This is a genomic window from Streptomyces sp. NPDC020681, from assembly GCF_044334895.1.
In the GTDB taxonomy this organism is placed as follows: Bacteria; Actinomycetota; Actinomycetes; order Streptomycetales; family Streptomycetaceae; genus Streptomyces.
In genome coordinates this window covers 256093-277292 of the sequence record NZ_JBIRTX010000002.1, presented here as the reverse complement: position 1 = coordinate 277292, position 21200 = coordinate 256093, and the positions used below count along the sequence as shown (strand labels likewise).

Sequence of the window (21200 nt, the reverse complement as noted above, 5' to 3'; positions counted from 1 at the left end):
AGCTGCCGACCACCCACATGTTCCAGTTCGTGATCGACGCCATTCGCAGCGGGGACCCCCAGCTCACACCGATCGCTCCGCCTCCCCTACACGAGCCACCCGCCGTTTCCCCCGAACGTCAACGTGTGGAACGTCGTACACCAGCACGGAGGTTTCACAGCGCCGCAGTCCGACGGCATGCCGCTGCAGTCGTTCAGCCCGGACGGCGTCCACGCGGAGTCCTACTCCACCTTGGACCCGAGCCGGGTCAAACCCAACGAAGCGATCTCCGCGTACACCAACCACGAACGTGCGTCCATGCTCTGGTATCACGATCACGGCATGGGGATGACCAGCCTCAATGTCTATGCGGGCCTTGCCGGTCTCTACCTCGTTCGTGACCCCGCCGACGAGCCGCTCGGGCTGCCGCAAGGCGAATTCGAGGTCCCCCTCATCCTGCAGGACCGGACCTTCCACCCGGACGGCTCGCTCGCCTACACCATGACCCTGCAGGAAGGCGAGGACACCCCGGTCGTCAACGGGAAGGCGTACCCATTCCTGGCCGTCGAGCCGCGACGCTACCGGCTGCGTATTCTCAACGCTTCGAACGAGCGCTTCTTTCGGCTGAGGTTCGACGTTCCCAGGGACGTACTGCCTCAGCCCACACTGCCGTTCTGGCTGATCGGCACCGACGGCGGCTTCCGTGCTCCGTTGCCCATGCTGAACTTCCTGATCTCGCCGGCCGAGCGGTACGACCTGATCGTCGACTTCAGTCAGATGCCCATGGGCACGAACGTCACATTGACGAACTACAACGCGCCGGTCCATTTCCCCGGCGGCGGCGGACCGGAAATCTCGGAAGTCATGCAATTCCAGGTCACCAAACGACTGTCCGGACGTGCGGACAGGACGACGCCGCCCATGAAACTCGTGCTGCCGGAGGTCGCACCTATCGAGCCGAAGTCGCGCACCCGTCGGCGGGAATGGGTCCTGTACCAGCACGAGCTCTTCGGCACCATGACGTTCAACGCGGTGCCATTCATGGAGCCGTCCCACGACTTCATCACGGCGGGCTCGACCGAGATCTGGGAGTACATCAATCCCAACCACGACGCCCACCCGATGCATGTCCACCTCGTCAACTTCCAGGTGTTGAACAGGCAGCCGATCGACGCGGCCGGCTACCAGGCACAATACGAAAAGTGGATTGACGGTGGCCGCAAGCCGGAGGACTATCCGGTGTTGGCGAACTATCTCACCGGCCCACCGATTCCGCCGGACCCGGACGAAGCACGGTCCTACAAGGACACGGTCAAGTCCTATCCGGAGACGGTGACCAGAATCATCATTGAGGAATTCAATCCGCCGACGGATTTGATCGCGTCGATTCCGGGCAGCGGCACCGAGTTCCCGGCGACGTACGTCCACCACTGCCACATTCTCGAACACGAAGACGACGACCTGATGCGTCCGTGGACGGTTGTCGGCCCCGGCGACCAGGGCGGCGGCGGCCAGGCCGGCGGTCATGGCGGTGGCGACCACGGCCACTGAACGGATCGATCGACCCGCGTGTGCCGGTCCGCGCCCAAGGGGCCCGGACCGGCACTGAGGCGCTGACCCGACCCACCCCGGATGTTTGTCCACGTCAAACAGGTCGAGGCCGAACGTGCGCGCTGGCTGGCTGCGCAGGTCGGCTTGCGGGTGATCGGCGAGTTGGTCATGGCACCGCTGTGACGGAGTGCGGGAAAGCCCTCGCCTCGTGGTTAGGGACAAGGCCGCTGGCACGGGGCCACTGAGCAGGCCAGACAACAACAAAGCCCCGGGCCGCTGGCCTGGGGCTTTTCGCGTGCCCCGCCAGCCGTAGCCGGGGCTGGCGGGGCGCTCCGCTGCACAGGCGGTTTGGCGGGTATCCCGACCGAGAGGTTCAGTTGTGGGGTGTCCGACGTCTCGTCAGTACTTTACGTAGACGCTGGTTGCCGAGAACCGGAAGCCCGTGGCGTTCTGGTTGATGAGTTCGACGGAGAAGTAGTAGTTGCCCGAGGCGAGGTCGCCCCATGAGTTGGTGCCGCAGTTGTTGTTCTTGTTTCCCTTATTGTCGTCGGGACCGAATACGTCCTTGTACACGGCGAGGGTGACGTTCCTGAAGGCGGTCGGTGATGCGGAGCAGCCTCCGAGTCCGACGGAGGTGCTGACGGAGTCGTTGTTCCCGTCGCTCCAGCGGCGGGACTCGTTGCCGGTAGCCCAGTTGGATATGTATGACGACCAGCTCCCTTCGGCGTGCGCAGGGGCTATCGCGGCAAGGCTGAGGATTGCCGCCCCGAGGGATGCTCCTCGAATGACGCGCTTTCTGGCAGAATTCATGTCTCTCCTTTAGGGGTCCATTCTCGCGTTTCAATCGAGATGTCGATATCGCAGAGAATTAGATTTCATGGGCGCCGTCAATTTACGGCTTCGGGAATTCCGCTGCAAGAGTTTTGTGTACTGCGTGCGTATTCGTCGACGACTCTTTTGGGGTCGCCGCGCACGGAGATGGTGCCGATCATTCGGTGAATGATTGACAGGAGTATTGGGCTGGCTGAAATGAGGCCCTGGGGCTTTTAGCGAATGGAGTTGATGTCCCAGAGGGGCTGTTGTCGGGTGAGTGCCATCGTGACTCCGGCGGCCAGCGTGACAGCGGCCAGAGTGACGCCGAGGAGTGAGTCCGAGGGGTGCAGGAGCCAGGCCCATGGTTCGGGCTGGCCGCCTGGTCCCCATCCGGCGGCTGCGCAGAGCAGGGGGATCGCGGCGAGGATTGCCCCGGCGGCCCGGTGGCCGACCAGGGGATGTAGGAAGAGGGCCATTCCGATGTAGCCGCCGATGTTGCGTCCCAGGACCACTGCGATGTCCGAGGACCACAGGAGGTGACAGAGGGTTGCGGCTGCAAGGCCGACGGCGGCCACGGCCAGCCCAAGGGCCACGTCCCATCTGCGCGTGGGGCGACAGGCGACGCTTTCGGCGCGGAGGTCTCCGCGTCCCGTGCCGTACATGAGCAGGACGGCGGGGACCAGGGTGATGAGGTGTCCGACGAGGAACTGGCCTGCCTGTCCCGCCAGAGCCGGGACGGGGAGTTCGGAACTACCGACGAGCAGGCCCACGGCGAGGGTGCCGACCAGGCCGGCCGTGAGGGCAGGTGTTGCGCGGATCTTGAGCCACCAGATCACGGGGCATCCTCCGAGAGGGTGAGCTGGGGCTGCGTGCGGCAGGACCTCAGTGCCTTCATGTTGCGCTCGTACCAGCCCAGTTGGTCGGCACGGGACCGCTTCCTGACCTGCTGGGCGAGTGCTGCCTCTTGGGGGCCGAACCTGCCCGCGACGGCCTGGGCCGGCTCGCCGGCGGTGGTGTAGAGCCAGGCTGCGACGGGGCCGGCAGCGACGACGGCCGGGTAGGGTTCGTCCTTGTACGCACAGGCGGGAGGTTCGGTCAGCAAGCCGGACGCGACGCCGGCGGGTACATCGTTGGCGCGGACGTTGGTCGGGATGCCGAGCTTGGTCGCGCCGGCCTCGGGCTTGGCCGCCATGGTCAGTGTCGGCGGTACGTGGATACCGGCCTGCTTCAAGAGGGCCACTGCCTTGCGGCTTTCGCGCTGGACCATGTCGCGGTCCTCGACCTCGGGCCACAGGCAGATGGTGGGCTGGTTCCCGTCGCAGATCAGGGCGCTGGTGGGCCGTGGCTGGACCGCGTTGGCGGTGAGGTCTCGTGCGATGTAGCCTGCCGCGCCGAAGCCGCCTGCCGTGAAGACCAGGGCCGCGGCGACGGCGATCGTGCTGCCCCGGCGGTGAATGACGAACAGGGCTGCCAGACACACGGAGGCCGCGAAGACTCCTCCGCTCACGATAGCCCGTTGGTCGATAACCGTGTCGACCGAGCAGCAGCTGTCCAGTCCGCCTCCCACGACATGGCGCAGCCAGAAGGTGCTCCACGAGGCGGGGTAGGCGTTGAGGAAGAAGGATCCGATCAGTGCCAGTGGCGCGGCGAGGACGCCGGGCATCGTCCGGCCGACGAGGTGCCCGACGAGGGTATTGGCGAGCAGGACTCCGGCGGCTACCAGAGTGATTCCGAGGTGAGGGAGTCCGATGCCGACGTCTGCGGCGGCCGCAGCGGTGAGCAGCGCGGCGGTCATGCCGAGCAGACCCATGGCGGCCACGGGCAGGAGGATGGGAACCGTGATGGCCAGCGGGCCGCGGGCCGGGGCCTGGTCGAACACGCCTCCCCGGTGCAGGCGGGCGCCCTCCCAGGCGGCCACGGCCGCACACGCCGGGCCCACGAAGGGAAGCGCAAAGGTGGCATTGCCCGTGGCGGAGGGCCAGTAGTGGGCCGTGACCCAGGCGGACAGGTCGTCGCCGAGGGCTACGAAGACAAAGCCGATGAGGAACGGTAGGACGAGAGTCGCAGAGGAGGAGCGGATTACCGTGCGTACCAGCATGGTCAGAACTCCCCTCCGACGAGCTGCGCGTAGGCGGCTTCCGCTTGTCCGCGCGGAGAGTCGAGCCCGCTGGCGAGGGAGTGGAACTCTTCGGTCGTTCCCTGGAAGCGGACCGTGCCGTGGTCGAGTACGACGACGTGCCGGTAGAGGTCGGCGAGGTCCTCCGTCTGGTGTGTGGACACGATGACGTGAACGGTGTCGCTGAGCTCCTCCACCAGGGAGCGGAACATCGCTCGCTGTTGCGGGTCGAGCCCGGCGGTCGGCTCGTCCATGAGGATGATCTCGCTGCTGTGGGTCAGTGCTCCGGCGATGCCCATGCGCCGCAGCTGTCCGCCCGACACCTGATGGCTCTTTCGGTCTGCGAGCTTGGTCAGGCCGACCTTCTCGACGGCAGCCGCAGACGCCTCCCATGCAGCCGTTCGGGACAGCCCCTTCAGCCAGCCCGCGTAGGCGATCTGTTCCCTGACGGTGAGTCCGGGAACTGGTGTGATCTGCTGCGGAATCCACGCCACTGCCCGGCGATACGGGCCACGGTTGCGCCGGTCCGCGGGGCTCAGGTCCCTCCAGGTGACCGAACCCTGAGTGGGGGTCAGCTGCGAGGCCGCGAGGGCCATCAGAGTGGACTTGCCCGCGCCGTTGGGGCCGAGTAGGACGGTGGAGCGACTGTCGATTCGCAGGTCGAGCCCGGCGAACACCTCCGTCTTCCGGCCGTAGCGGAAAACGAGATCACGGAAAACCAAAGCCATGTTGAGGAGCACATTCCGCCGCTTCAGTGGTGGAGCGGCTTGGTCGTGGGCCGGCTGGTGCAAGCGGGTGTCCCGGCGACAGTTGTGATCACCGGGACACCGGAATGCCTACATCAGTACCTGGTCGTCACCGAGTTCACGGAGAGCTGCCCGCCGCTGGTGACGCTCCAGAGCTCGAAGTAGTACTTTCCGCTGGCCTTGTCGCCCCAGTAGACAGAGTTGCAGGTGTTGGACTTGGTTCCCTGGTCATCGTCCGGGCCGAAGACGTCCTTCCAGAGCTTCAGTCCGGCCTGCCGGAAACCAGTGCCCCCGTCAGAGGAGCAGCCGCTGAAGCTTACTGAGGTGCTGGCAGCGTCGGTGTTGTTGTCGGTCCAGCGCCGGGATTCTTTGCCCGGTGTCCAGCCGGTGATGTAGGACGTCCAAGATCCTTCGGCAAAGGCAGGCGTCGCGGCGGCGAATCCAAGGAGCACCGCCCCGGTGACGAGCCCCCGTGCCATTCGACGATTCTTCGCGTTCATCCCCGTACCAATCTGATCGATGATGTCGGTCAGACGCCAAGCAGGCAGACGGAGGGAGAGCGCTCGCCTCCCCCCGGAGGCACGCCTGTGACGGCTGTGCTTGGCGATCGCAGGGCGACACTAGCCGTGCCCGATCAACTACAGGAAGGCGTATTCGAAACTGTGCCCGAATGCGGTCGGTGTCGGTAGGCCCGGCGCGAAATGGCGTAGACCATGGGGCCGTTGGGCTCTGCAGCGCCACATGAGCCCCGGCAGCGGGGCCACATATGGCCGGATTTTGCCGATCAGCCACGCGGGGCATGCCTCCAAAGTTGGCTGCCCCTTCTGTGGCGCGTTGGTGGGGATGAACTGCCGGGGCACTGGAACTGGTGGCGGGCTGGGGAAGCGGAGCCATCGGGATCGTTTCCGCCTCTCTCATCCCGAAGGCGACACGTGCGTTGCGCCAGGTCGACGTGGCTGCGTGCCGCAGGCGTCGCCCCTTCTGTTCGCTGATCCTTCGCGCGTGCCCCCTCTGAGAAGGAGGCCATATTGAGGCTCACAGGCCAGGTCGCTGTGGTGGTTCTTCCCGCTGGGTCGCTGACTGCTCGGCTTCCGCGGCCACCGACGAAGACGCGCCGCTACTCGACAACTCTCGGTGCGCTGCGCAATGCCCGAGCTGAGTGGCGGCGCGCCCAAGCGCTTGCGGTTCTGCCCGAGGTGTTCCGTTCGGTCGAGGTCGACCAGGAGGAGGAGACGACATACGTCGTCGCCCACTGGGCGTTCGCCGGTATCGGCATGACCTGCGGCGAGGAGTGGCTATCCGCCTCGCTCGCGCCCGCCCTCGGCACGGAAGGAGAACCCACCTATGGCTGAGGTCGAGGCTGACCTCACGCGTGGCGATTGGCAGGACCCGGACGCAGGAGCGGTGCTGTGAGGCGCTTGCGAGGTCATCATTGGCACATTGGGCGACGTGGATGAGGTGACCCGACCCGCGCCACCCGGCTGGCAACCGCGTGGGAGACGTGTACGAGGACCAGGAGCCAGGGCGTTCCCGGCGGCCCCCGAAGTGTCTGGGACCGCAGGTCTCACCGCGATTTGCAATCCGGCTGCGGTGGGATGAGTAGCCGTTGATCGCCTACCAGTACGATCCCTTGTCCATCAGCCCTGGGGAGGACGCATGACCGCCGACGTATCCGTGCAGTTCACGTACACGGTGACACTGCGGGAGATAGCCGACGGGTTGAAACTCCAGATGCGGCACAGTCCGGTTGGCCGGTGGAGTTATCGCGTACTGCGGGTCGTGGGCATCTTCCTCGGCCTGGTGATCGCGATCAACGTTGCGGCTCAGGGCATCGACTCCCCTGCCCTGGGGCTACTGCAGTTCACAGTGATCGCCATCCTCATCATGATCGCGTGCCGCTGGCTGATGGCTCTGGCCTTGCTCGGATACGCCAGGCACCTAGGCGAACATCGCGTCACGGTCGACCAGTCAGGGATCGACACTGTGTCCGAGCGCCATACGAACCACACAGGTTGGGAGTTCTACGGGCGCTGCATCGAGGGTCGCCGGGTCTTCGTGCTACTCACCCCAGATGTATGGGGCACCGGAGTGCTGCTACTGCCCAAGCGCGGCTTGAGCGCGCCGCAGGACATGGAACGCGTGCGGGAGTTGCTCGCCTCCGTACTGATCTACCAGCACTCAGACCGCAAGAGTAAGAAGGAGGCGGCGAGCGGGCCGGACGGGATGGACCGGGCCGCGCGGAAGAAGGGCTCTGACCAGCCGGAAGAGGGCCCAAGTGGTGCGGAAGTGGTACGTGACGCCTGAATTGGTCTAGATAACACAAGGGCCCGGGTTGGGGATCAAGTCCCTGACCTGCGCGCCCGCAGCTCTACCAGTCGCGCCATCGCTCCTTCCCGGCGCGCCCCCGAAATGCACCGTCGACCGGCCACCAGAGGACCTGAACCGCCGCCTTCCGTCCGCCGCCGCCGAGGGAAGGGCGCTTTGCCCTGGTATCTGCGTCCGTTGCGCCGCGGGCCCCCCGGTTCTCTATACTCCGCGCCCATGTCCTGGCACCCTCAGCACGGCGACGGCACGTACGGCGCAAGCGGCGCAAGCGGCGCAAGCGGCGTGTACCACGCGGAGCACGCGAACCTCGCGGACGGCACCCTTGGTGCGTACGCCGGGAACGGCGCATACCAGGACGGTGGCGACACCCAGGGCCTGCCGCTCGTGTACCACCCGTACGGCGACGGGACCGTGGCCTATGACGGATACGTGGACCCGGCGGCGCGGCACGGATGGCAGGATTCGGCAGCGGCGACCGGTGACCCGGCCCACGGCATCGCACACGACCCCACACATCGAGACGACGGATACGCCCACGGCACGGACGACGACCAGGACCATGCCGGCCGCGACGATGGCTCGGTCTTCGTCGACGCATCCGGCCGCCGCAGTCGCCTGATCCACCGTGCGGCCCTCGCTGTCGCGGCAGTCTGTGTTGTCTTCATCGGCGTCGTGATCGCAGGATTCTTCAGTCCGGTGCCCTCCGGCGGCGTGCTGCCCTGGAGCCAGGAGGAGAAGCCGAAGCAGGAGCAGAAGCACGACGGCTCGACGGCCACGGACCAGCCCGGCTCGACCGCCCGGCTCACCAACGACCCGTCCGCCGCGCCCGGGAAGTCGCCGGCGCCGAGCCCCTCGGCGAGTGCCTCCAAGACCGGCGACGAGACCCAGGAACAGCCCACCAAGGCGCCCACGAGCACAGCCGCTCCCACCACGAGCGCGCCGGGTCGGGGGAACTCCGGCGACCACCCCGGCGGCGGCCAGGGATCGACCAAGGGACCTAGGTGAGTCACCCACCGCGCGACACCGGAACGACCCGTTCCACCGGCAGCAACCGTTCCCCGCGCACCAAGCGCTCGGCACGATCGTCCGCGGTGACCCGTTCGACGCAGACGAGACCGCCTGCCAGTACCAACCGGCATGGCCCGCGGCGCGACCCCCGCGCCCACTGGCTGCTGCTTCTGCTCACTCTCGCAGTCGCCGCCACCGCGCTGCTGTTCAGCGGCTACGGTCGGCACGAGATAGCGTCCACCGCCACTCCCGCACATCACTGCACCGCCGCCCCCGCCGCGATACGCACGGGCGGTCCCGTGCTCAGCGAGGCCGGCGGAAAGCTGCACAGCGCGCACCTGCCCGCCGGGAGGGTCGCCCTGACCTACGACGGCGGCCCTGATCCCACCTGGACTCCGCCGCTGCTCGACATCCTGAAGAAGCACCACGTCAAGGCGACGTTCTTCCTGACCGGCACCCAGGTGGCCGCCCACCCGGACCTCGTACGCAGAATCCACAGCGAGGGCCACGAGATCGGCTCGCACACCTACACGGACGCCAACCTCGCTCAGGTCTCGGCGACCCGCGCGCGGCTCGAACTCGCCGTCACCCAGAACACCCTCGCCGGCGCCGCCGGCCTCGGTACCCGTCTGGTGAGGCTGCCGCACACCGGGGACATCGCGTCCATGTGCGCCGACCAGTGGGCGGCCGGGCGGCGCGCGATCGACGACGGCTACATCCTGGTTGCCGCCGGCGCCGACACCGCCGACACCGCCGACGCCGCAGACGCCTCCGACCGGAGCGCGAAGCGAGGTGCGATCCGCCAGTTCACCGGCTCGCAGGAGGTCGTCGACGCCACCGAGAAACTCCTGGCGTCCGCGCCGCACGGCGTTCGGTTCACGACAGTCGGCGCGGCGCTCCGTATGAACGGCGCCGGCTACCCCGTCTCGGACGCGACCGAGGCGAAGGGCACAGCCGTCCTCTGGGCGCAGACCCTGTCCCGCGGCTTCGCCGACGTCATGACCTGGCTGCTGGTGGCCGCGGGCGTGATCTCCCTGGCGCGCCTCGTGCTGCTGTTCACCGTCGCCCGCGTCCACGTGCGCCGCACCCGCAAGAAACGGCGCCGCGGCCATCGGCTGCCGCCGGTCAACGACCCTGTCACCGTGATCGTGCCCGCGTACAACGAGGAGGCGGGCATCGAGGCGACCCTGCGCTCGCTGCTCGCTTCCTCGCACCCGTACATCCAGATCATCGTGGTCGACGACGGATCGAGCGACCGCACTTTCGAGATCGCCGAGTGGGTCCGGGAGACGGATCCACGCGTGATGGTGGTGCGCCAGCCCAACGCTGGCAAGGCGGCTGCTCTCAACACCGGTCTCTCCTGGGCACACTTCGACATCGTGGTGATGATCGACGGTGACACGGTCTTCGAGCCGGAAGCGATCCGCAATCTGATCCAGCCGCTCGCCGACCCGCGCGTCGGCGCGGTCAGCGGCAACACGAAGGTCGGCAACCGGCAGGGCGTACTGGGCCGTTGGCAGCACCTCGAGTACGTCGTCGGCTTCAACCTCGACCGCCGCATGTTCGACGTGCTCGAATGCATGCCAACCGTGCCGGGAGCGATCGGCGCCTTCCGCCGGCAGGCGCTGACGGACGTCGGCGGGGTCAGCGAGGACACGCTCGCCGAGGACACCGATCTGACGATGGCGCTGTGCCGCATGGGCTGGCGGGTCGTGTACGAGGAGTCGGCGATCGCCTGGACGGAGGCGCCGTCCACCGTCCGACAGCTCTGGAAGCAGCGCTACCGCTGGTGCTACGGCACCCTCCAAGCGATGTGGAAGCACCGCAGGTCGCTGTTCGAGACGGGGTCGGCGGGCAAGTTCGGCCGTCGCGGACTGACGTATCTCGCCGTCTTTCAGACGCTGCTGCCGTTGCTCGCTCCGCTCGTGGACGTGTTCGCCGTGTACGGCCTGCTGTTCCAGAGCGCCGCCCAGGCCGGAGCCGTGTGGCTCGGCTTCACGGCCGTGCAGGTGATCAGCGCCCTCTACGCGCTCCGCCTCGACAAGGAGAAGTTCACACCGCTCTGGACGCTGCCGCTGCAGATCTTCGTCTACCGGCAGCTGATGTACCTGGTGGTGGTGCAGTCGGTTGTCACGGCGCTGCTGGGCAGCAGGCTGCGCTGGCACCGGATGCAGCGCACCGGTTCGGCGACGGACACGCTGCGGCGGCAGCCGGCGTGAGGTTCTGAGGCGGACGCCTCCGGCAGGCCGGCAACCGTCCGATCGGGTTCGATCGCCGGACCTCTGCCACATGTAGGCCGGAGTCTCGGACTGCTGTGCCGGGCCGCTCAGGAACGGGGCTGTCCGCCGTCGTCGATGTCAGCCGTGGATGTCAGGCTCGGAGGGCACACCTTGGCGACCCGATCCGGGGCGACGCTCAAGGACACGATGGTGCGCTTCATTTGAACGGGCCGGGACAGGTGACGAGTGCCTCTCCTTCGTCGGCAATCCCCGTGCTCGACGGCCTGACCTCGCCGTTGGACCAGCGTTCCCGCCCAACGACCATGATCCGTTCGTGGAACCGGGCCTGCCGGGGATGTGATGGCTACGCGCGCGATGGAGTGATCACGTCAGCAAGGTATCTTCCTCCCGCGGCACGTCGAGCGTCTCTCCGCGCCGCGTCAGGGAGGGAAGAAATGCGCGTTTCACTGCTTCGGCGCCTGGCCACGATGGTCACGACGCTGGGGCTCACCTCGCTCGGGCTCCTCGGTGCGGGCGCGGCGCCCGCACAGGCCGCGATCAGCGACTGCCCGGCAGGCTATTTCTGTGCCTGGAAGACCGACAACGGCACGGGCACCATGTTCAAGACGAACGCGAACAAGGCGACGCTGGGGACATGGGACAACACGTTCCAGTCCGTCGTGAACCGCACGTCCAAGTTCGCCTGTCTGCACGACGACACGAACTACAGCCGGAACGGCGGCGTCTCGATCTGGGAGCCCGACCCCGCGGGTACCGAGTGGGGCTACTCCCACCGCACCGTCAGCTCGGTGAGCTTCGTCCCCACCGAGCGGGAGTGCTTCCTCCCGGCCTACCCGGAGTGGTACGCCACGACCGCGCCCCTGGCGGCGGGCTTCGGTGACCTGAACGCCGACCTCCGGGCTGACGTCCTCGTCCGGGACAAGGCGGGCCGGCTGTGGTTCCTGCGCGGCGACGGCACCGGGCAGCTGGTCGGCAACAGTGGCTGGAACGCCATGAACGTCCTCGTCCGCCACGGCGACTTCAGCGGTGACGGCCGTGAGGACGTGATCGCCCGCGACGGGTCCACCGGGACGTTGTGGCTGTACCCGGGCGCCGGCACCGGCAGCCTCGGTGCGCGCAAGCTCATGGGCAACGGTGGCTGGAACGCCATGAGCGGGATCGTCGCCTACGGTGACCTCTCCGGCGACGGCCGCTCGGACGTGCTGGCCGTCGAGAAGGCCACGGGCAAGCTGTGGCTGTACCCCGGCACCGGCGCCGGCACCCTCGGTGCTCGCAAGCTCATCGGCAGCAGCGGCTGGACCGCCATGAGCGCCCTGGTGGGGGCGGGCGACATGAACAGTGACGGCCGTGCGGACCTGATCGCCCGCAAGGCCTCCACCGGTGAGCTGTGGCTGTACCCGGGCAAGGCCGGAGCCCTCGGCTCCCGTGTGCTGATCGGCAGCGGCGGATGGAACGGCATGGAATCGTTCCTGGGCCTGGGCGATGTCACCGGCGACGGCCGTGCCGACCTCGTCACCACCACGAAGAGCAGCTATGTCGGCCAAGGCTGCCGAGGCGTCGGCTGCCAGCTCGTGTACCCGGGCCGCGGCAACGGCGCGCTGGACTCGCGCGTGGAGACGGCCACCGACTGGTGGAACCTGAACGGCTTCTTCTGACCGAGGGGGAAAGGGTCTCCGCTTCCGGGCGGAGGCCCTTTTCGCATGTGTGGCGCCGGGCCGCGCAGGTACCGACCTCGGATGCACGCGCCTGCACCACGCCGGGGAAGTGCAAGCAGCCCGTACGGGCGGGGAAACCACATCGACTCGGCGTGGTCATCGTCGTGGCCTACGCCGAAGCGTGAGGTGGGTCGCGCCCGGCGCTATCGCCCACGACGAGGCCGAGCGCCTCGCCGCCGTACCGAAGGCCATCGCCGACCTGGCCAGGCTGCAGCTCCTGCGCCTGATCGAGGCCGCAGAGGGCGGCGAAGGTATTCGTGCGGGACCTCGCCGACTGGCTGGGCTTCCGGCAGCCGCCAGTCAGCCACCATCCGATGGTGCCCTGATGTGACTGAGCGGCCGAGTTGGCCCTTTAGCGTTTGAGATGGCCCGTTTCCGAGCGGAACGAACACGAAGAAGCCCGGCCCTCCCCGCGCGATGACGCAGAGAGGGCCGGGCCGCAGCGCTACTTACCCGGCGAGGTCGCTCTTGTAGAAGACGGTCGACTGGAACTTGTCAGGACTGACGGCGATCTTGCTGGAGAAGCCGAACGCGAGCCGCGGGCCGCTGGACGACCGCCAGATCGCCATTCCCTGAGGTTCGCGACCGGGCAGCGAGTTACCCGCGGTCGTCTGGTACTTCTCGTTGTACTGCCCCCCGGTCTGGTTCATATCGAGACGAACCAGATAGGACGGCTTGGCCGGATCCGAGGGCTTCGTGGGCGGACCACCGTAGGAGAGGTATGCATACTGGCCGTACGAGGTCACGCCCTGGAAGAAGTCGGAGTCGCTGAGGCCGAGTTGGGCGTTGGTCGGCAGGGCGCGCTTGGCGAGGGGACGAGTGTCGTCGTTGATGCCCCGGGCGATGACATCGGAGAGGTTGAACAGCGCGAGGCGCCACGGACTCGTCGTCCCCATGTACCGGACGAGCAACCGGTTCGTATAGGGATCGATCGACGGTCTCGGACAGTCCCAGAAATCGGAGAGACCGATCTTGAATTCCGCGACGCCGGAGCCGGTGCGGTAGTCGATCAGACCCCCGTCCTTGTACAGGATGCGGCAGATCGTGTGGCTGTTGGGGGCCGTATCGGGTTTCAGGCTCCGGTAGTCGCCAGCGAGCCAGATGAACGGAGATCCGGACGCATTCGGCTGGATCCCCATCGAAGAGCCGTGGTCGAACGCGTGGAGCGCCATGGCGCCCAGCACGTTGCCGCTCAGGTCGGTCCTGGTCACCCAGAGGTCGCCGTTGTGGCTCCCGGGCTTGGACTGCACGAAGTAGATGTGCCCGTGGAGGTGGTCGAAGGCGAAGGACTGCATCGCCCAGTAGGGCTGGTGGAGCGTTCTTCGTACGACGGGATCGCCGCCGTTCCCCTTGAGTACGAAGTGCTGCGACGGGGCGACGTCCGCGTGCGCCGTTTCAGCCGTTAACAAGGAAAAACCGCCGCTCGCCGCGGCGGCGGCTATCCCTGTGCCGGTCCGGAGGAGCGTGCGACGGCTTACGGCATTCCCTTTACCGCTTTGGGTAGTTCCACTCAAGTGCATTACCTTATCTGCTAGTTCGGCCATTTTTGTTGATCACGATCAACCTAACAACCGGACCTCTGAGTGTCGATATGCCGAACTGAAAGCGAACTGAAGGCGAGATGTGCTCACTTCACCCGCCAGAAGCCATATTTCGTACCGAGCTGCTCAGGTGTGCTGGCGTACGTCCTCGTTGATGTCAGGCGTGGATGTCAGCCACTTGCAAGCTTGGCTTGCGGTTCAGTCGCCCGAGTGGCCCCAGAAGTGGATCTCTTGGGGGTTGCCCTCGTCGTCGTGCAGCACTGCGCATCGTCCGATCCATCGCGACCGGGGGAGGCATTCGAAATCCTTGAAAACGTGCGCATGGGTCAACTTGTCTGTTCCCAGCAGCTTGCGTGCTTCCTCGGCCGTTACGGGTCTCACGGTGTTGTAGTCCGAGGCGTCGTCAGGTCCCACGACGCGGAAGATGTCGAGGATCGAGTGGGTGCCGGCCTCCTGGACCAACTCGTCCTCCCACAGTTCCTCCAGTGATTTCGGCCGAGGCTCTCGCGCGCACGGCCCGGGACCGCCGTGCCCGCCATGGGCGACAACCCTGATGGGCAGCCACATACCTGCGCGCGGCCGCCGCATTCCCCTCACGCCCCTGCCTCTACCCTTGAGGACTCGGATTGATGGTTCACGAACAACGACGGAACGGAGCGTGCGGTGACCGCGGGGGAAGCGCATGGCGGAGAGCTGACGGGCAAGGTACTCGGCGGGCGTTACCGGGTGACTTCCATGATCGGGCGCGGCGGCATGGGAGTGGTCGCCCGGGCGGTGGACGAACTCCTGAACCGAGAGGTCGCCGTCAAGGTCCTGCGGGCTTTCACCGACACCTCCACAGCCGAACTGGCCGACGTGCGGGCCCGGATGCAGCGGGAGGCGCAGGCCGCCGCCCGTATCCGGCACAGCGGCGTGGTCACCGTGCACGACGTGACCGAGGAGCAGGGCCTCCCGGTCATCGTCATGGAACTCGTCGACGGGCCCTCGCTCGACGACGTGCTGACGGAGCGCGGCACACTGGAGCCCCGCGAAGCCGCCGCGATCGGCGCCAAGCTGATGGACGCGCTCGACGCCGCGCACCGGGCCGGCGTACTCCACCGGGACGTCAAGCCGGGAAACGTGCTGATCGAGCACGGCGGCAGGGTCGTGCTCACCGATTTCGGCATCGCCAGCATGGAAGCCTCCGGCAACGACGCCATGGCCAAGCTGACCCAGAGCGGTCAACTCGTCGGTTCCCTCGACTATTTGCCGCCGGAGCGCGCGCAGGGCAGGGAGCCCGGTCCCGCGTCGGACATCTGGTCGCTCGGCATGACGCTCTACGCGGCCGTGGAAGGCACTTCGCCGTTCCGCCGCACGTCCGCGTGGTCCACCCTGTCGGCGATCGTCACCGAGCCCTTGCCGGAGCCCCGCCGGGCGGGACCGCTCACGCCGGTGCTCCAGGCGCTGATGGCGAAGGAGCCGGAGAACCGGCCCACCGCGGAAGAGGCGCGCGGCATGCTCGAGCGCGTCGCCTCGGGCGGGACGGTGCACCTCCCATCCGCCGCTCCGACGCCGACACCCGCTCCCGCTCCCACGGTGGGTCCCGGGGCTGCGGCCGCCGCTGCACCGGCCCCCGGGTTCGGTCCCCCGCTGTTCCCCCAGCCCGCCCCGCAGCCTCAGCCTCCGCACGCCGGCTACGCGCAGCCCGACCTCCCGCCGACGCTGCCGCAGCACGGCGCGCCGGTCGCGGGCCACGCCGGAGTCCCCGCTCCCGAGACGAGCCGGACGGCAGCCCGTCGCGCACGGCGCGGCAGCAACCGCACCGTCGTCGCGGCAGCGGCCGCCGTTGTGCTCCTCGCCGCAGGCGCCGGCATCACCTACGCCCTGACGTCCCAACAGGGCGGCACGACCACGGACGGCGCACGGCCGACGCCGCCCGGCGTCGGCTCCTCCACGGACAGCCCCCGGCCGACCGGCGGCAGCACCCCGTCGTCCGCCGGTTCTCCCGGCACGTCCTCGAAGCCGTCGACCTCAAAGGAGCCGGACGGTCACGAGGACGAGGAGCTGGGCCCCACGAAGAAGCCCGGCGTCGAAGGCGACAAGCCGACCGCGAGCCCGTCGGCCTCCCCAGAGACCAAGCCCAGCCCGACGGTGCAGGAGCCCACTCCGGTGTCGACGGCCTGCACCGGCTGGGGCCACGAGAACCGCAGCGACGGCTACGGCTACCTGGCCGAGACGTCCCACCTCTACACCGGGCCGTACGCGGAATGCCAGTACGTGACCGTGGTCAAGACCGGTGTGAAGCTCTACTACCACTGCTACATCACCAACGCCTACGGCAACAAGTGGATCTACGCCCGTATCGATGGGACGAACACCGAAGGCTGGGCCCACAGCACCAAACTCACCAAGGAGAGCGGCACCCTGCCCCGCTGCTAGGCGTTCCCAACCAGTGCTGTATCGGCGGGGCGCAAGCCGCCACCGTGGTAGCCCCGCGACGGCCCGGGACCGCTTCGGAGGCGGTCTTTGGCGGCCGCGCCAGTTGGCTGGACGGGGACGGTTGCTGCAGTTGCGTACGGCGCTGCTGTAGCCGCGTGCTCAGTGCAGTCGCTCCGCCTGGTCGCCCTCCTAGGGCCCTGAGACTGCCCGACGATGCCGCATCCCCGTGGCTGGCATGATCCCCCTGGAGGGGACGGATGTGGACGTTGTAGAACTGATGGGGTGGCTAGCCGAGCGAGGGTGCTCGGTGGTCTTCAAGGCTGACGGTGAGCGATCACGGGGGCATCGCTGGATGGTGATCGTCTCCGGTGGTGTCTTGGGCGCGGAGTCGTTCTTCAGGTCAGATGAGGCGTCTGCCGACGCGTGCCTTGAGGCAACGCTCGCGCACTTGGAAAGCATGGGCATTTCGCCGTTCACCTGAGGCCAGAGCTTGGGAATCACCGGTCATCAATGACCCATCCTGCTGATGACCTGCAACGATGCCTGCACGAGATACTCCAGGCCGCCAGCTTCTTGTTCTTGGTTAACCGTGGTTGCCCGCGCTATCTGGCACGGGTCTGGCACGAGGGCGCGACTTAGGTGGTTAGCCAGTTACGCCGCGAACCTGGTGCGCCGATACAGGAGCAAGGTCGGTGGAGGCCGTCAACGAGTGGGCTGCGGTTTGTAGATCGTGTTCCCACCCAGGGAGGTTGTCCGGTCCGATCCATTCGCTGTAGTAGGCGGCGATGGAAAGAAACTGCGTCTCCTCCTTGGTGCGAGCAGCGACGGTCATCGTTAGCCGGTCGGCCACATCCTTGGGGTTCAGCTCGCCTTGTGTCAGACCGAACGCGAGGCTCACGAGGAGACGTCGGCCAGCTGTCTCCTCGTCTGGAAGGGGCACGTCAAGCTCGTCCAGAGCTTGGACGTACAGTTCGCGGACCTCAGTGGCATCGCTCCGGCGGTGCAGGCCGGCCAACTCACGCAGGGCAGGGGAGTCGTAGCCATCAACAAGCGCATGCGCAGCGACCATGGGGAGATCCTCGGCGTGGAGTACCTCCGCCACGTACTGCCAAGCGCTGCCCTGAAACTGGTCCATGCGGCCATCGTGGAGGCTGCGTGACGTTCTGGCCAGGCGATTGTCGCCCTGGTCTCGGCACCGTCGAGCCCTGGGTCTTGAACTAGGCAACCTAGTGATAAGACCTCTTCGTCCCGAAGCAACTTGGGTGGGGGCTCTGCCTTGGTTGGTGTGGCGCTGATCTGCTGTGATGGTCCGTAGGTGTGCGTGGACACCCGCAGTTGTCCGCCTGCGTTGTCACGCAGTTAGACACTCACAGGGTTGTGTTTGGGCCCGTCTACCGTGCCTAGCCGCTCGGCCTGGAACGCGCTCTGACGCGTAGGAGGTGGCGCCAGCAACAACCGGTGTTGGTGCGCTCGTGGGTGATGCCTCGCCGATCAAAGCCTAAGAGAGCTGCGCTGTGCAGCTATAGCCTCGATCAGACGCTTGCCGTCGTGGCTCCGTACGTGAGGGCCGTGCTCGTCCGGAGCGTCCAGAGCGTCCAACAGCCGAGACAGCAACAAAGCCCCGGGCCGCTGGCCTGGGGCCTTTCCCTGGAGCGGGTGACGGGAATCGAACCCGCGCTCTGAGCTTGGGAATCGCGGCGCGAGCTGAGCGGCCAGCGGCCTTGACCTGCGTAAAGCGTCGTCCAGTCGGATGGCAGAGGGGTGCTGAGCTGACTGCTAGTGACCGCGGTTCTCTGCTCGTTCTGGCACGCATGGGGCACGCCTCATTCGTCGCATCGTTCCAGGACCAGGCCGACGGAGCCGTCTTTGAGGCCGTTGTTCTCCTCTAGGTGTAGATGTGTTCCGTCGGGCGTGCCGTCCTCGGCGAGCGTGAGCAGGTGGCCGGCCAGCGTTCTGAGCCCCGCAGCATTAGCCTCAATGACGATCTCCCCTCCCAAGTTGCGTACTTCGATGCGTGCGTCGCTCTCCCAGGTGAAGACCCGCCTGACCCCATCGGTCATCGTGTTGACGTGAGTGACTGATGGCGGAGCGGTGTTCGGTTCTGAGGTCATGCCCAAAGCTTGGGCACTGGACCAAGCCACGGGCAAACGGGTTGCTGCGCGCACGGTTTCCAACTGTGTTGGTGGGGTGTTGGGCTCTGTGCAGGGGGTTCAGCTGCGTTCATGGGTGGCTGGCCGTTGGCGAGGGGACGGCTGCGGGTCTCGCCTGAACGACCCTGAACGTGGGTGAATGAGACGGAAACTGAGACGGTCCACGGCACGCCTCATTCGAGGAGCTCGATAGCGTAGTTCTTCCCTGTGGTCATCGCTCACGTCGACCTCACTACCCTCCTGTTTTAGCCGAGAACCGCACTCTCCGTGGGCCTCGGCCGACGACAGTCAGCCACGGCAGCGGGGCAGCCAACCGACGTGGCGCGCGTGTGTCTCGCTGGGCTCCCACCGGCCTCCGCTACGCTGCCGACTGCCCTCGGCCAGAGCAAGCCGCGACGGCAGACCCGTGAGGAGAACTCCGGAGCTGCTCGACTCCCAAGGCTCTCAGCTTGGGAATCTCTCGAGCTGCCGTGCGGCCTAGCCCATGACCTGCCTGAACGGCCGCAGAACGAAGGTTGAAAGCGGTAGGGGATGACCGGCGCTGGCCGTGGTTCTCCCCCTTGTTCTGGCACGGGCACCTGAAGGTACGCCGGCTGAAAGGGCAGACAGGTCACGGCCGCAGGCATTCTCCCTGCGGATCAAAACAGACGAGTCCGTGCTCGCGAGCCAGCGAAGCGGCGTACTCCGAGAGTTCTTCAGCCTTGCTGTAGGACATGAGCAGGTACACGATCGGCCCCGAGGCCTCGTTGATGACTGGCGGCGACGCCCATACGACACTGCCGTCGACGTCGTCCGGGTATCGCTCGACGAGCGCTTCGACGTAGGCCACGATGCGTGGCGCCGGGGGCACGACGACATCATCCGACTCGAGGTAGAGCGCATAGAACTCGTCGTAGACCGAACCCGCTTGGTGGTTGTCTAGTGGACGGTCACCGTCCCATACAGCAAGGTCATAGCTCACAGGCGAATCGTTGCAGGTGACAGTCCGGCCGGAGCCAGCAGGCCCTGAGATCGAGTCAGCCACCAGGCGATTCGTAAGGCAACTCCTGGGTGACTACCCCTTTAGGAGTTCGAGCGGACGGCCCTCATAGGGCACCTGACCGCGTGGGGAGTGACCGCTCACGATCGTTCAACGCCGCGTCTGTCCGCTGTCGTTGATGTCACGTAGCGATGTCAGGTTGGATAGCCGAATGGAGGTGTCGAGGCTGAGCTGTTCACGGACGGTGGCAACAACGCAGTGGTGCGCCTGCCCGGCCGCCGCTTCCCCGGCGTCCTGATCCAAGGTGACTCTCTCTCCGTCCTTCGCGGTGACGTCGCTGAAGTGGTGGAAGCCTTCGACCGAGGCGACATGGCCGGGGCGCGGGAGACTGCCGGCCTGCTGCTGGCCGACCTCGACGAGCTCTTGGCGCGCTACGCCGCTGCGCTGGCAGCGCACGAGATCCCGCGGCCGTACTGACCGTGCGATGACCCTGAGCTTGGGAATCACGGTGCGATCTGGGCGGACAGCGGTCTTGACCTGGGTAAAGCGTCGTCCAGTTGGATGGCCGAGGGTCGTTGAGGTGCCCGCTACTGACCGCGGTTCTCTGCTCGTTCTGGCACGCATCTGGCACGCCTCATTCGTCGCACTGTTTCAGGATTGGCGTGGCCTCGTGAAGTACACGCACGGTCGTACTCCGCCAACTGCTGTGCCAGATCAGAGGACATGTGGGCCCGCAAGTACCCGCGTGGAGCGTCGGCGGAGGCCCCTATCCTGCCGTGATGGACACTGATCAGTGGTCATTGGCGGTCTCTGGCGCCGCCTTCTTCTCCGCAGTCTGGGTTGGGTTCTATGCCCGATCGCAAGCCAGGTCCGCGGCGGGCCAGCTTGAGGAGGCCAAGCAGGCTCGCCGCGAGCAGAACGAACCGTACGTCGTGGTCGACATTCAGGCCGAGGGACGTGGCTCATCGGTTCTGTACCTGGTCATCGAGAACATCGGGCCCACCATGGCACGGAACGTGAAGATCAGCGTTTCACCGGAGCTGACCTCATCCCATGGGGAGGACGTTGGCACCAGTCTCAATGACGCTCTCGCGCGCACCATTGCGATGCTGCCGCCGAGACGGCGCCTGGAGTACTTCTTCGACTCCCACAAGCGTTTCGACAGCGGCATGCCGATGACCTTCGACTTCACGGTCACAGCACATGGCCCGGCGGGCCCAGTCGAGGAGCTGCGCTACACCGTGGACTTGAACGTCCTGACCGAGTCGCTGATCGGCGAGCGGCCATCTAAGAGGCTCGAAGAGAAGGTGCAGAAACTGACCGACGAAGTCAAGGGCTTGTCCAGGTGCTATCGAGACGCGAACGAGGAGGCGATCACCGCGACGCAGCGCCATCGGCGTGAGGAAGTCCAGCGCCGTCTACGTGCACAGGAGGAAGCCCGGAACGCCCAGCAGCACGGGCACGGATCGCCCGCCCCGTCCCCCAACTCGGAGCCGTGACCAGCGCTCCTTGTCCCGGTATGGAGAAAGGCCAGGCAGCCGACGTCCTGCAGGACGGCTTCGAGGTGACGGCGCCCTGGACCGTGCCGCCTCGCTCCGTGGCGGCATGGGCATCGTCTG

At 66.7% G+C, this 21200-nt stretch carries 18 protein-coding genes and 1 pseudogene; 9 read left to right on the top strand and 10 right to left on the bottom strand.

All coding sequences use genetic code 11. From position 1 onward, the window contains the following. Positions 1-177 precede the first annotated feature (177 nt). Complete coding sequence (locus ACH4YL_RS04815) at positions 178-1530, top strand: multicopper oxidase family protein (RefSeq protein WP_398504868.1); 1353 nt, start codon at positions 178-180, stop codon at positions 1528-1530. A gap of 399 nt (positions 1531-1929) precedes the next feature. On the opposite strand, the gene ACH4YL_RS04810 is transcribed toward ACH4YL_RS04815, so the two are convergent. The 5 genes from ACH4YL_RS04810 to ACH4YL_RS04790 all read right to left on the bottom strand — a co-directional run bounded on the left by ACH4YL_RS04810 (position 1930) and on the right by ACH4YL_RS04790 (position 5705). After that, positions 1930-2340, bottom strand: a complete 411-nt coding sequence (locus ACH4YL_RS04810; protein ID WP_398504866.1) for a hypothetical protein — start codon at positions 2338-2340, stop codon at positions 1930-1932. Positions 2341-2576: 236 nt separating this feature from the next. Continuing rightward, positions 2577-3179, bottom strand: a complete 603-nt coding sequence (locus ACH4YL_RS04805; protein ID WP_398504864.1) for a hypothetical protein — start codon at positions 3177-3179, stop codon at positions 2577-2579. Continuing rightward, positions 3176-4441, bottom strand: a complete 1266-nt coding sequence (locus tag ACH4YL_RS04800) for a hypothetical protein (protein ID WP_398504862.1) — start codon at positions 4439-4441, stop codon at positions 3176-3178. The genes ACH4YL_RS04805 and ACH4YL_RS04800 overlap by 4 nt, the downstream gene beginning before the upstream one ends. Before the next feature lie 2 nt (positions 4442-4443). Next, entirely contained in the window at positions 4444-5187 is a 744-nt protein-coding gene (locus ACH4YL_RS04795) for an ATP-binding cassette domain-containing protein (protein ID WP_398504860.1), read from the bottom strand. A gap of 113 nt (positions 5188-5300) precedes the next feature. Beyond that, the gene (locus ACH4YL_RS04790; protein ID WP_398504858.1) at positions 5301-5705 is read right to left on the bottom strand and encodes a hypothetical protein; all 405 of its coding nucleotides are present in this window, start codon (positions 5703-5705) and stop codon (positions 5301-5303) included. Positions 5706-6285: 580 nt separating this feature from the next. Here ACH4YL_RS04790 and ACH4YL_RS04785 point away from each other — a divergent pair. The 5 genes and pseudogenes from ACH4YL_RS04785 to ACH4YL_RS04765 form a co-directional block, all read left to right on the top strand. Beyond that, a pseudogene (locus ACH4YL_RS04785) lies at positions 6286-6557 on the top strand (replication initiator); the annotation flags it as partial. A gap of 304 nt (positions 6558-6861) precedes the next feature. Then, entirely contained in the window at positions 6862-7509 is a 648-nt protein-coding gene (locus ACH4YL_RS04780; protein ID WP_398504856.1) for a YcxB family protein, read from the top strand. Between the two features lie 237 nt (positions 7510-7746). Continuing rightward, positions 7747-8535 (top strand): hypothetical protein, encoded by a 789-nt coding sequence (locus ACH4YL_RS04775; RefSeq protein ID WP_398504855.1) that lies wholly within the window; start codon positions 7747-7749, stop codon positions 8533-8535. A gap of 86 nt (positions 8536-8621) precedes the next feature. After that, positions 8622-10757, top strand: coding sequence for a bifunctional polysaccharide deacetylase/glycosyltransferase family 2 protein (locus ACH4YL_RS04770; protein WP_398504853.1), 2136 nt, complete (start codon positions 8622-8624; stop codon positions 10755-10757). A 455-nt stretch (positions 10758-11212) separates the two neighbouring features. Continuing rightward, positions 11213-12433, top strand: a complete 1221-nt coding sequence (locus tag ACH4YL_RS04765) for an FG-GAP-like repeat-containing protein (protein ID WP_398504851.1) — start codon at positions 11213-11215, stop codon at positions 12431-12433. A gap of 509 nt (positions 12434-12942) precedes the next feature. On the opposite strand, the gene ACH4YL_RS04760 is transcribed toward ACH4YL_RS04765, so the two are convergent. Next, complete coding sequence (locus ACH4YL_RS04760) at positions 12943-13902, bottom strand: hypothetical protein (RefSeq protein WP_398504849.1); 960 nt, start codon at positions 13900-13902, stop codon at positions 12943-12945. Between the two features lie 330 nt (positions 13903-14232). Beyond that, positions 14233-14496: a hypothetical protein gene (locus tag ACH4YL_RS04755; RefSeq protein ID WP_398504847.1), complete on the bottom strand. Its 264-nt coding sequence runs from the start codon at positions 14494-14496 to the stop codon at positions 14233-14235. Positions 14497-14697: 201 nt separating this feature from the next. Here ACH4YL_RS04755 and ACH4YL_RS04750 point away from each other — a divergent pair, with 201 nt between their 5' ends. Beyond that, complete coding sequence (locus tag ACH4YL_RS04750; RefSeq protein WP_398504845.1) at positions 14698-16452, top strand: protein kinase; 1755 nt, start codon at positions 14698-14700, stop codon at positions 16450-16452. Positions 16453-17095: 643 nt separating this feature from the next. On the opposite strand, the gene ACH4YL_RS04745 is transcribed toward ACH4YL_RS04750, so the two are convergent. From ACH4YL_RS04745 to ACH4YL_RS04735, 3 genes are all read right to left on the bottom strand, one after another. Continuing rightward, the gene (locus ACH4YL_RS04745; RefSeq protein WP_398504843.1) at positions 17096-17587 is read right to left on the bottom strand and encodes a hypothetical protein; all 492 of its coding nucleotides are present in this window, start codon (positions 17585-17587) and stop codon (positions 17096-17098) included. Between the two features lie 688 nt (positions 17588-18275). Then, positions 18276-18563 (bottom strand): hypothetical protein, encoded by a 288-nt coding sequence (locus tag ACH4YL_RS04740; protein ID WP_398504841.1) that lies wholly within the window; start codon positions 18561-18563, stop codon positions 18276-18278. Positions 18564-19212: 649 nt separating this feature from the next. Then, a complete protein-coding gene (locus tag ACH4YL_RS04735; protein ID WP_398504839.1) occupies positions 19213-19563 on the bottom strand; it encodes a hypothetical protein in 351 nt (116 codons plus the stop codon). Positions 19564-19839: 276 nt separating this feature from the next. On the opposite strand from ACH4YL_RS04735, the gene ACH4YL_RS04730 reads away from it, so the two are divergent. Beyond that, a complete protein-coding gene (locus ACH4YL_RS04730) occupies positions 19840-20058 on the top strand; it encodes a DUF6959 family protein (protein WP_398504838.1) in 219 nt (72 codons plus the stop codon). A gap of 302 nt (positions 20059-20360) precedes the next feature. Then, complete coding sequence (locus ACH4YL_RS04725) at positions 20361-21080, top strand: hypothetical protein (RefSeq protein WP_398504836.1); 720 nt, start codon at positions 20361-20363, stop codon at positions 21078-21080. Positions 21081-21200: the final 120 nt, after the last annotated feature.

What these genes read in the sequence shown, in the direction of transcription:
- ACH4YL_RS04815 (WP_398504868.1), top strand. Translation starts at nt 178, where the DNA reads ATGCCGCTGCAGTCGTTCAGCCCGGACGGCGTCCACGCGGAGTCCTAC.
- ACH4YL_RS04810 (WP_398504866.1), bottom strand. Translation starts at nt 2,340, where the DNA reads ATGAATTCTGCCAGAAAGCGCGTCATTCGAGGAGCATCCCTCGGGGCG.
- ACH4YL_RS04800 (WP_398504862.1), bottom strand. Translation starts at nt 4,441, where the DNA reads ATGCTGGTACGCACGGTAATCCGCTCCTCCTCTGCGACTCTCGTCCTA.
- ACH4YL_RS04795 (WP_398504860.1), bottom strand. Translation starts at nt 5,187, where the DNA reads ATGGCTTTGGTTTTCCGTGATCTCGTTTTCCGCTACGGCCGGAAGACG.
- ACH4YL_RS04790 (WP_398504858.1), bottom strand. Translation starts at nt 5,705, where the DNA reads ATGAACGCGAAGAATCGTCGAATGGCACGGGGGCTCGTCACCGGGGCG.
- ACH4YL_RS04780 (WP_398504856.1), top strand. Translation starts at nt 6,862, where the DNA reads ATGACCGCCGACGTATCCGTGCAGTTCACGTACACGGTGACACTGCGG.
- ACH4YL_RS04775 (WP_398504855.1), top strand. Translation starts at nt 7,747, where the DNA reads ATGTCCTGGCACCCTCAGCACGGCGACGGCACGTACGGCGCAAGCGGC.
- ACH4YL_RS04765 (WP_398504851.1), top strand. Translation starts at nt 11,213, where the DNA reads ATGCGCGTTTCACTGCTTCGGCGCCTGGCCACGATGGTCACGACGCTG.
- ACH4YL_RS04745 (WP_398504843.1), bottom strand. Translation starts at nt 17,587, where the DNA reads ATGGACCAGTTTCAGGGCAGCGCTTGGCAGTACGTGGCGGAGGTACTC.
- ACH4YL_RS04740 (WP_398504841.1), bottom strand. Translation starts at nt 18,563, where the DNA reads ATGACCTCAGAACCGAACACCGCTCCGCCATCAGTCACTCACGTCAAC.
- ACH4YL_RS04725 (WP_398504836.1), top strand. Translation starts at nt 20,361, where the DNA reads ATGGACACTGATCAGTGGTCATTGGCGGTCTCTGGCGCCGCCTTCTTC.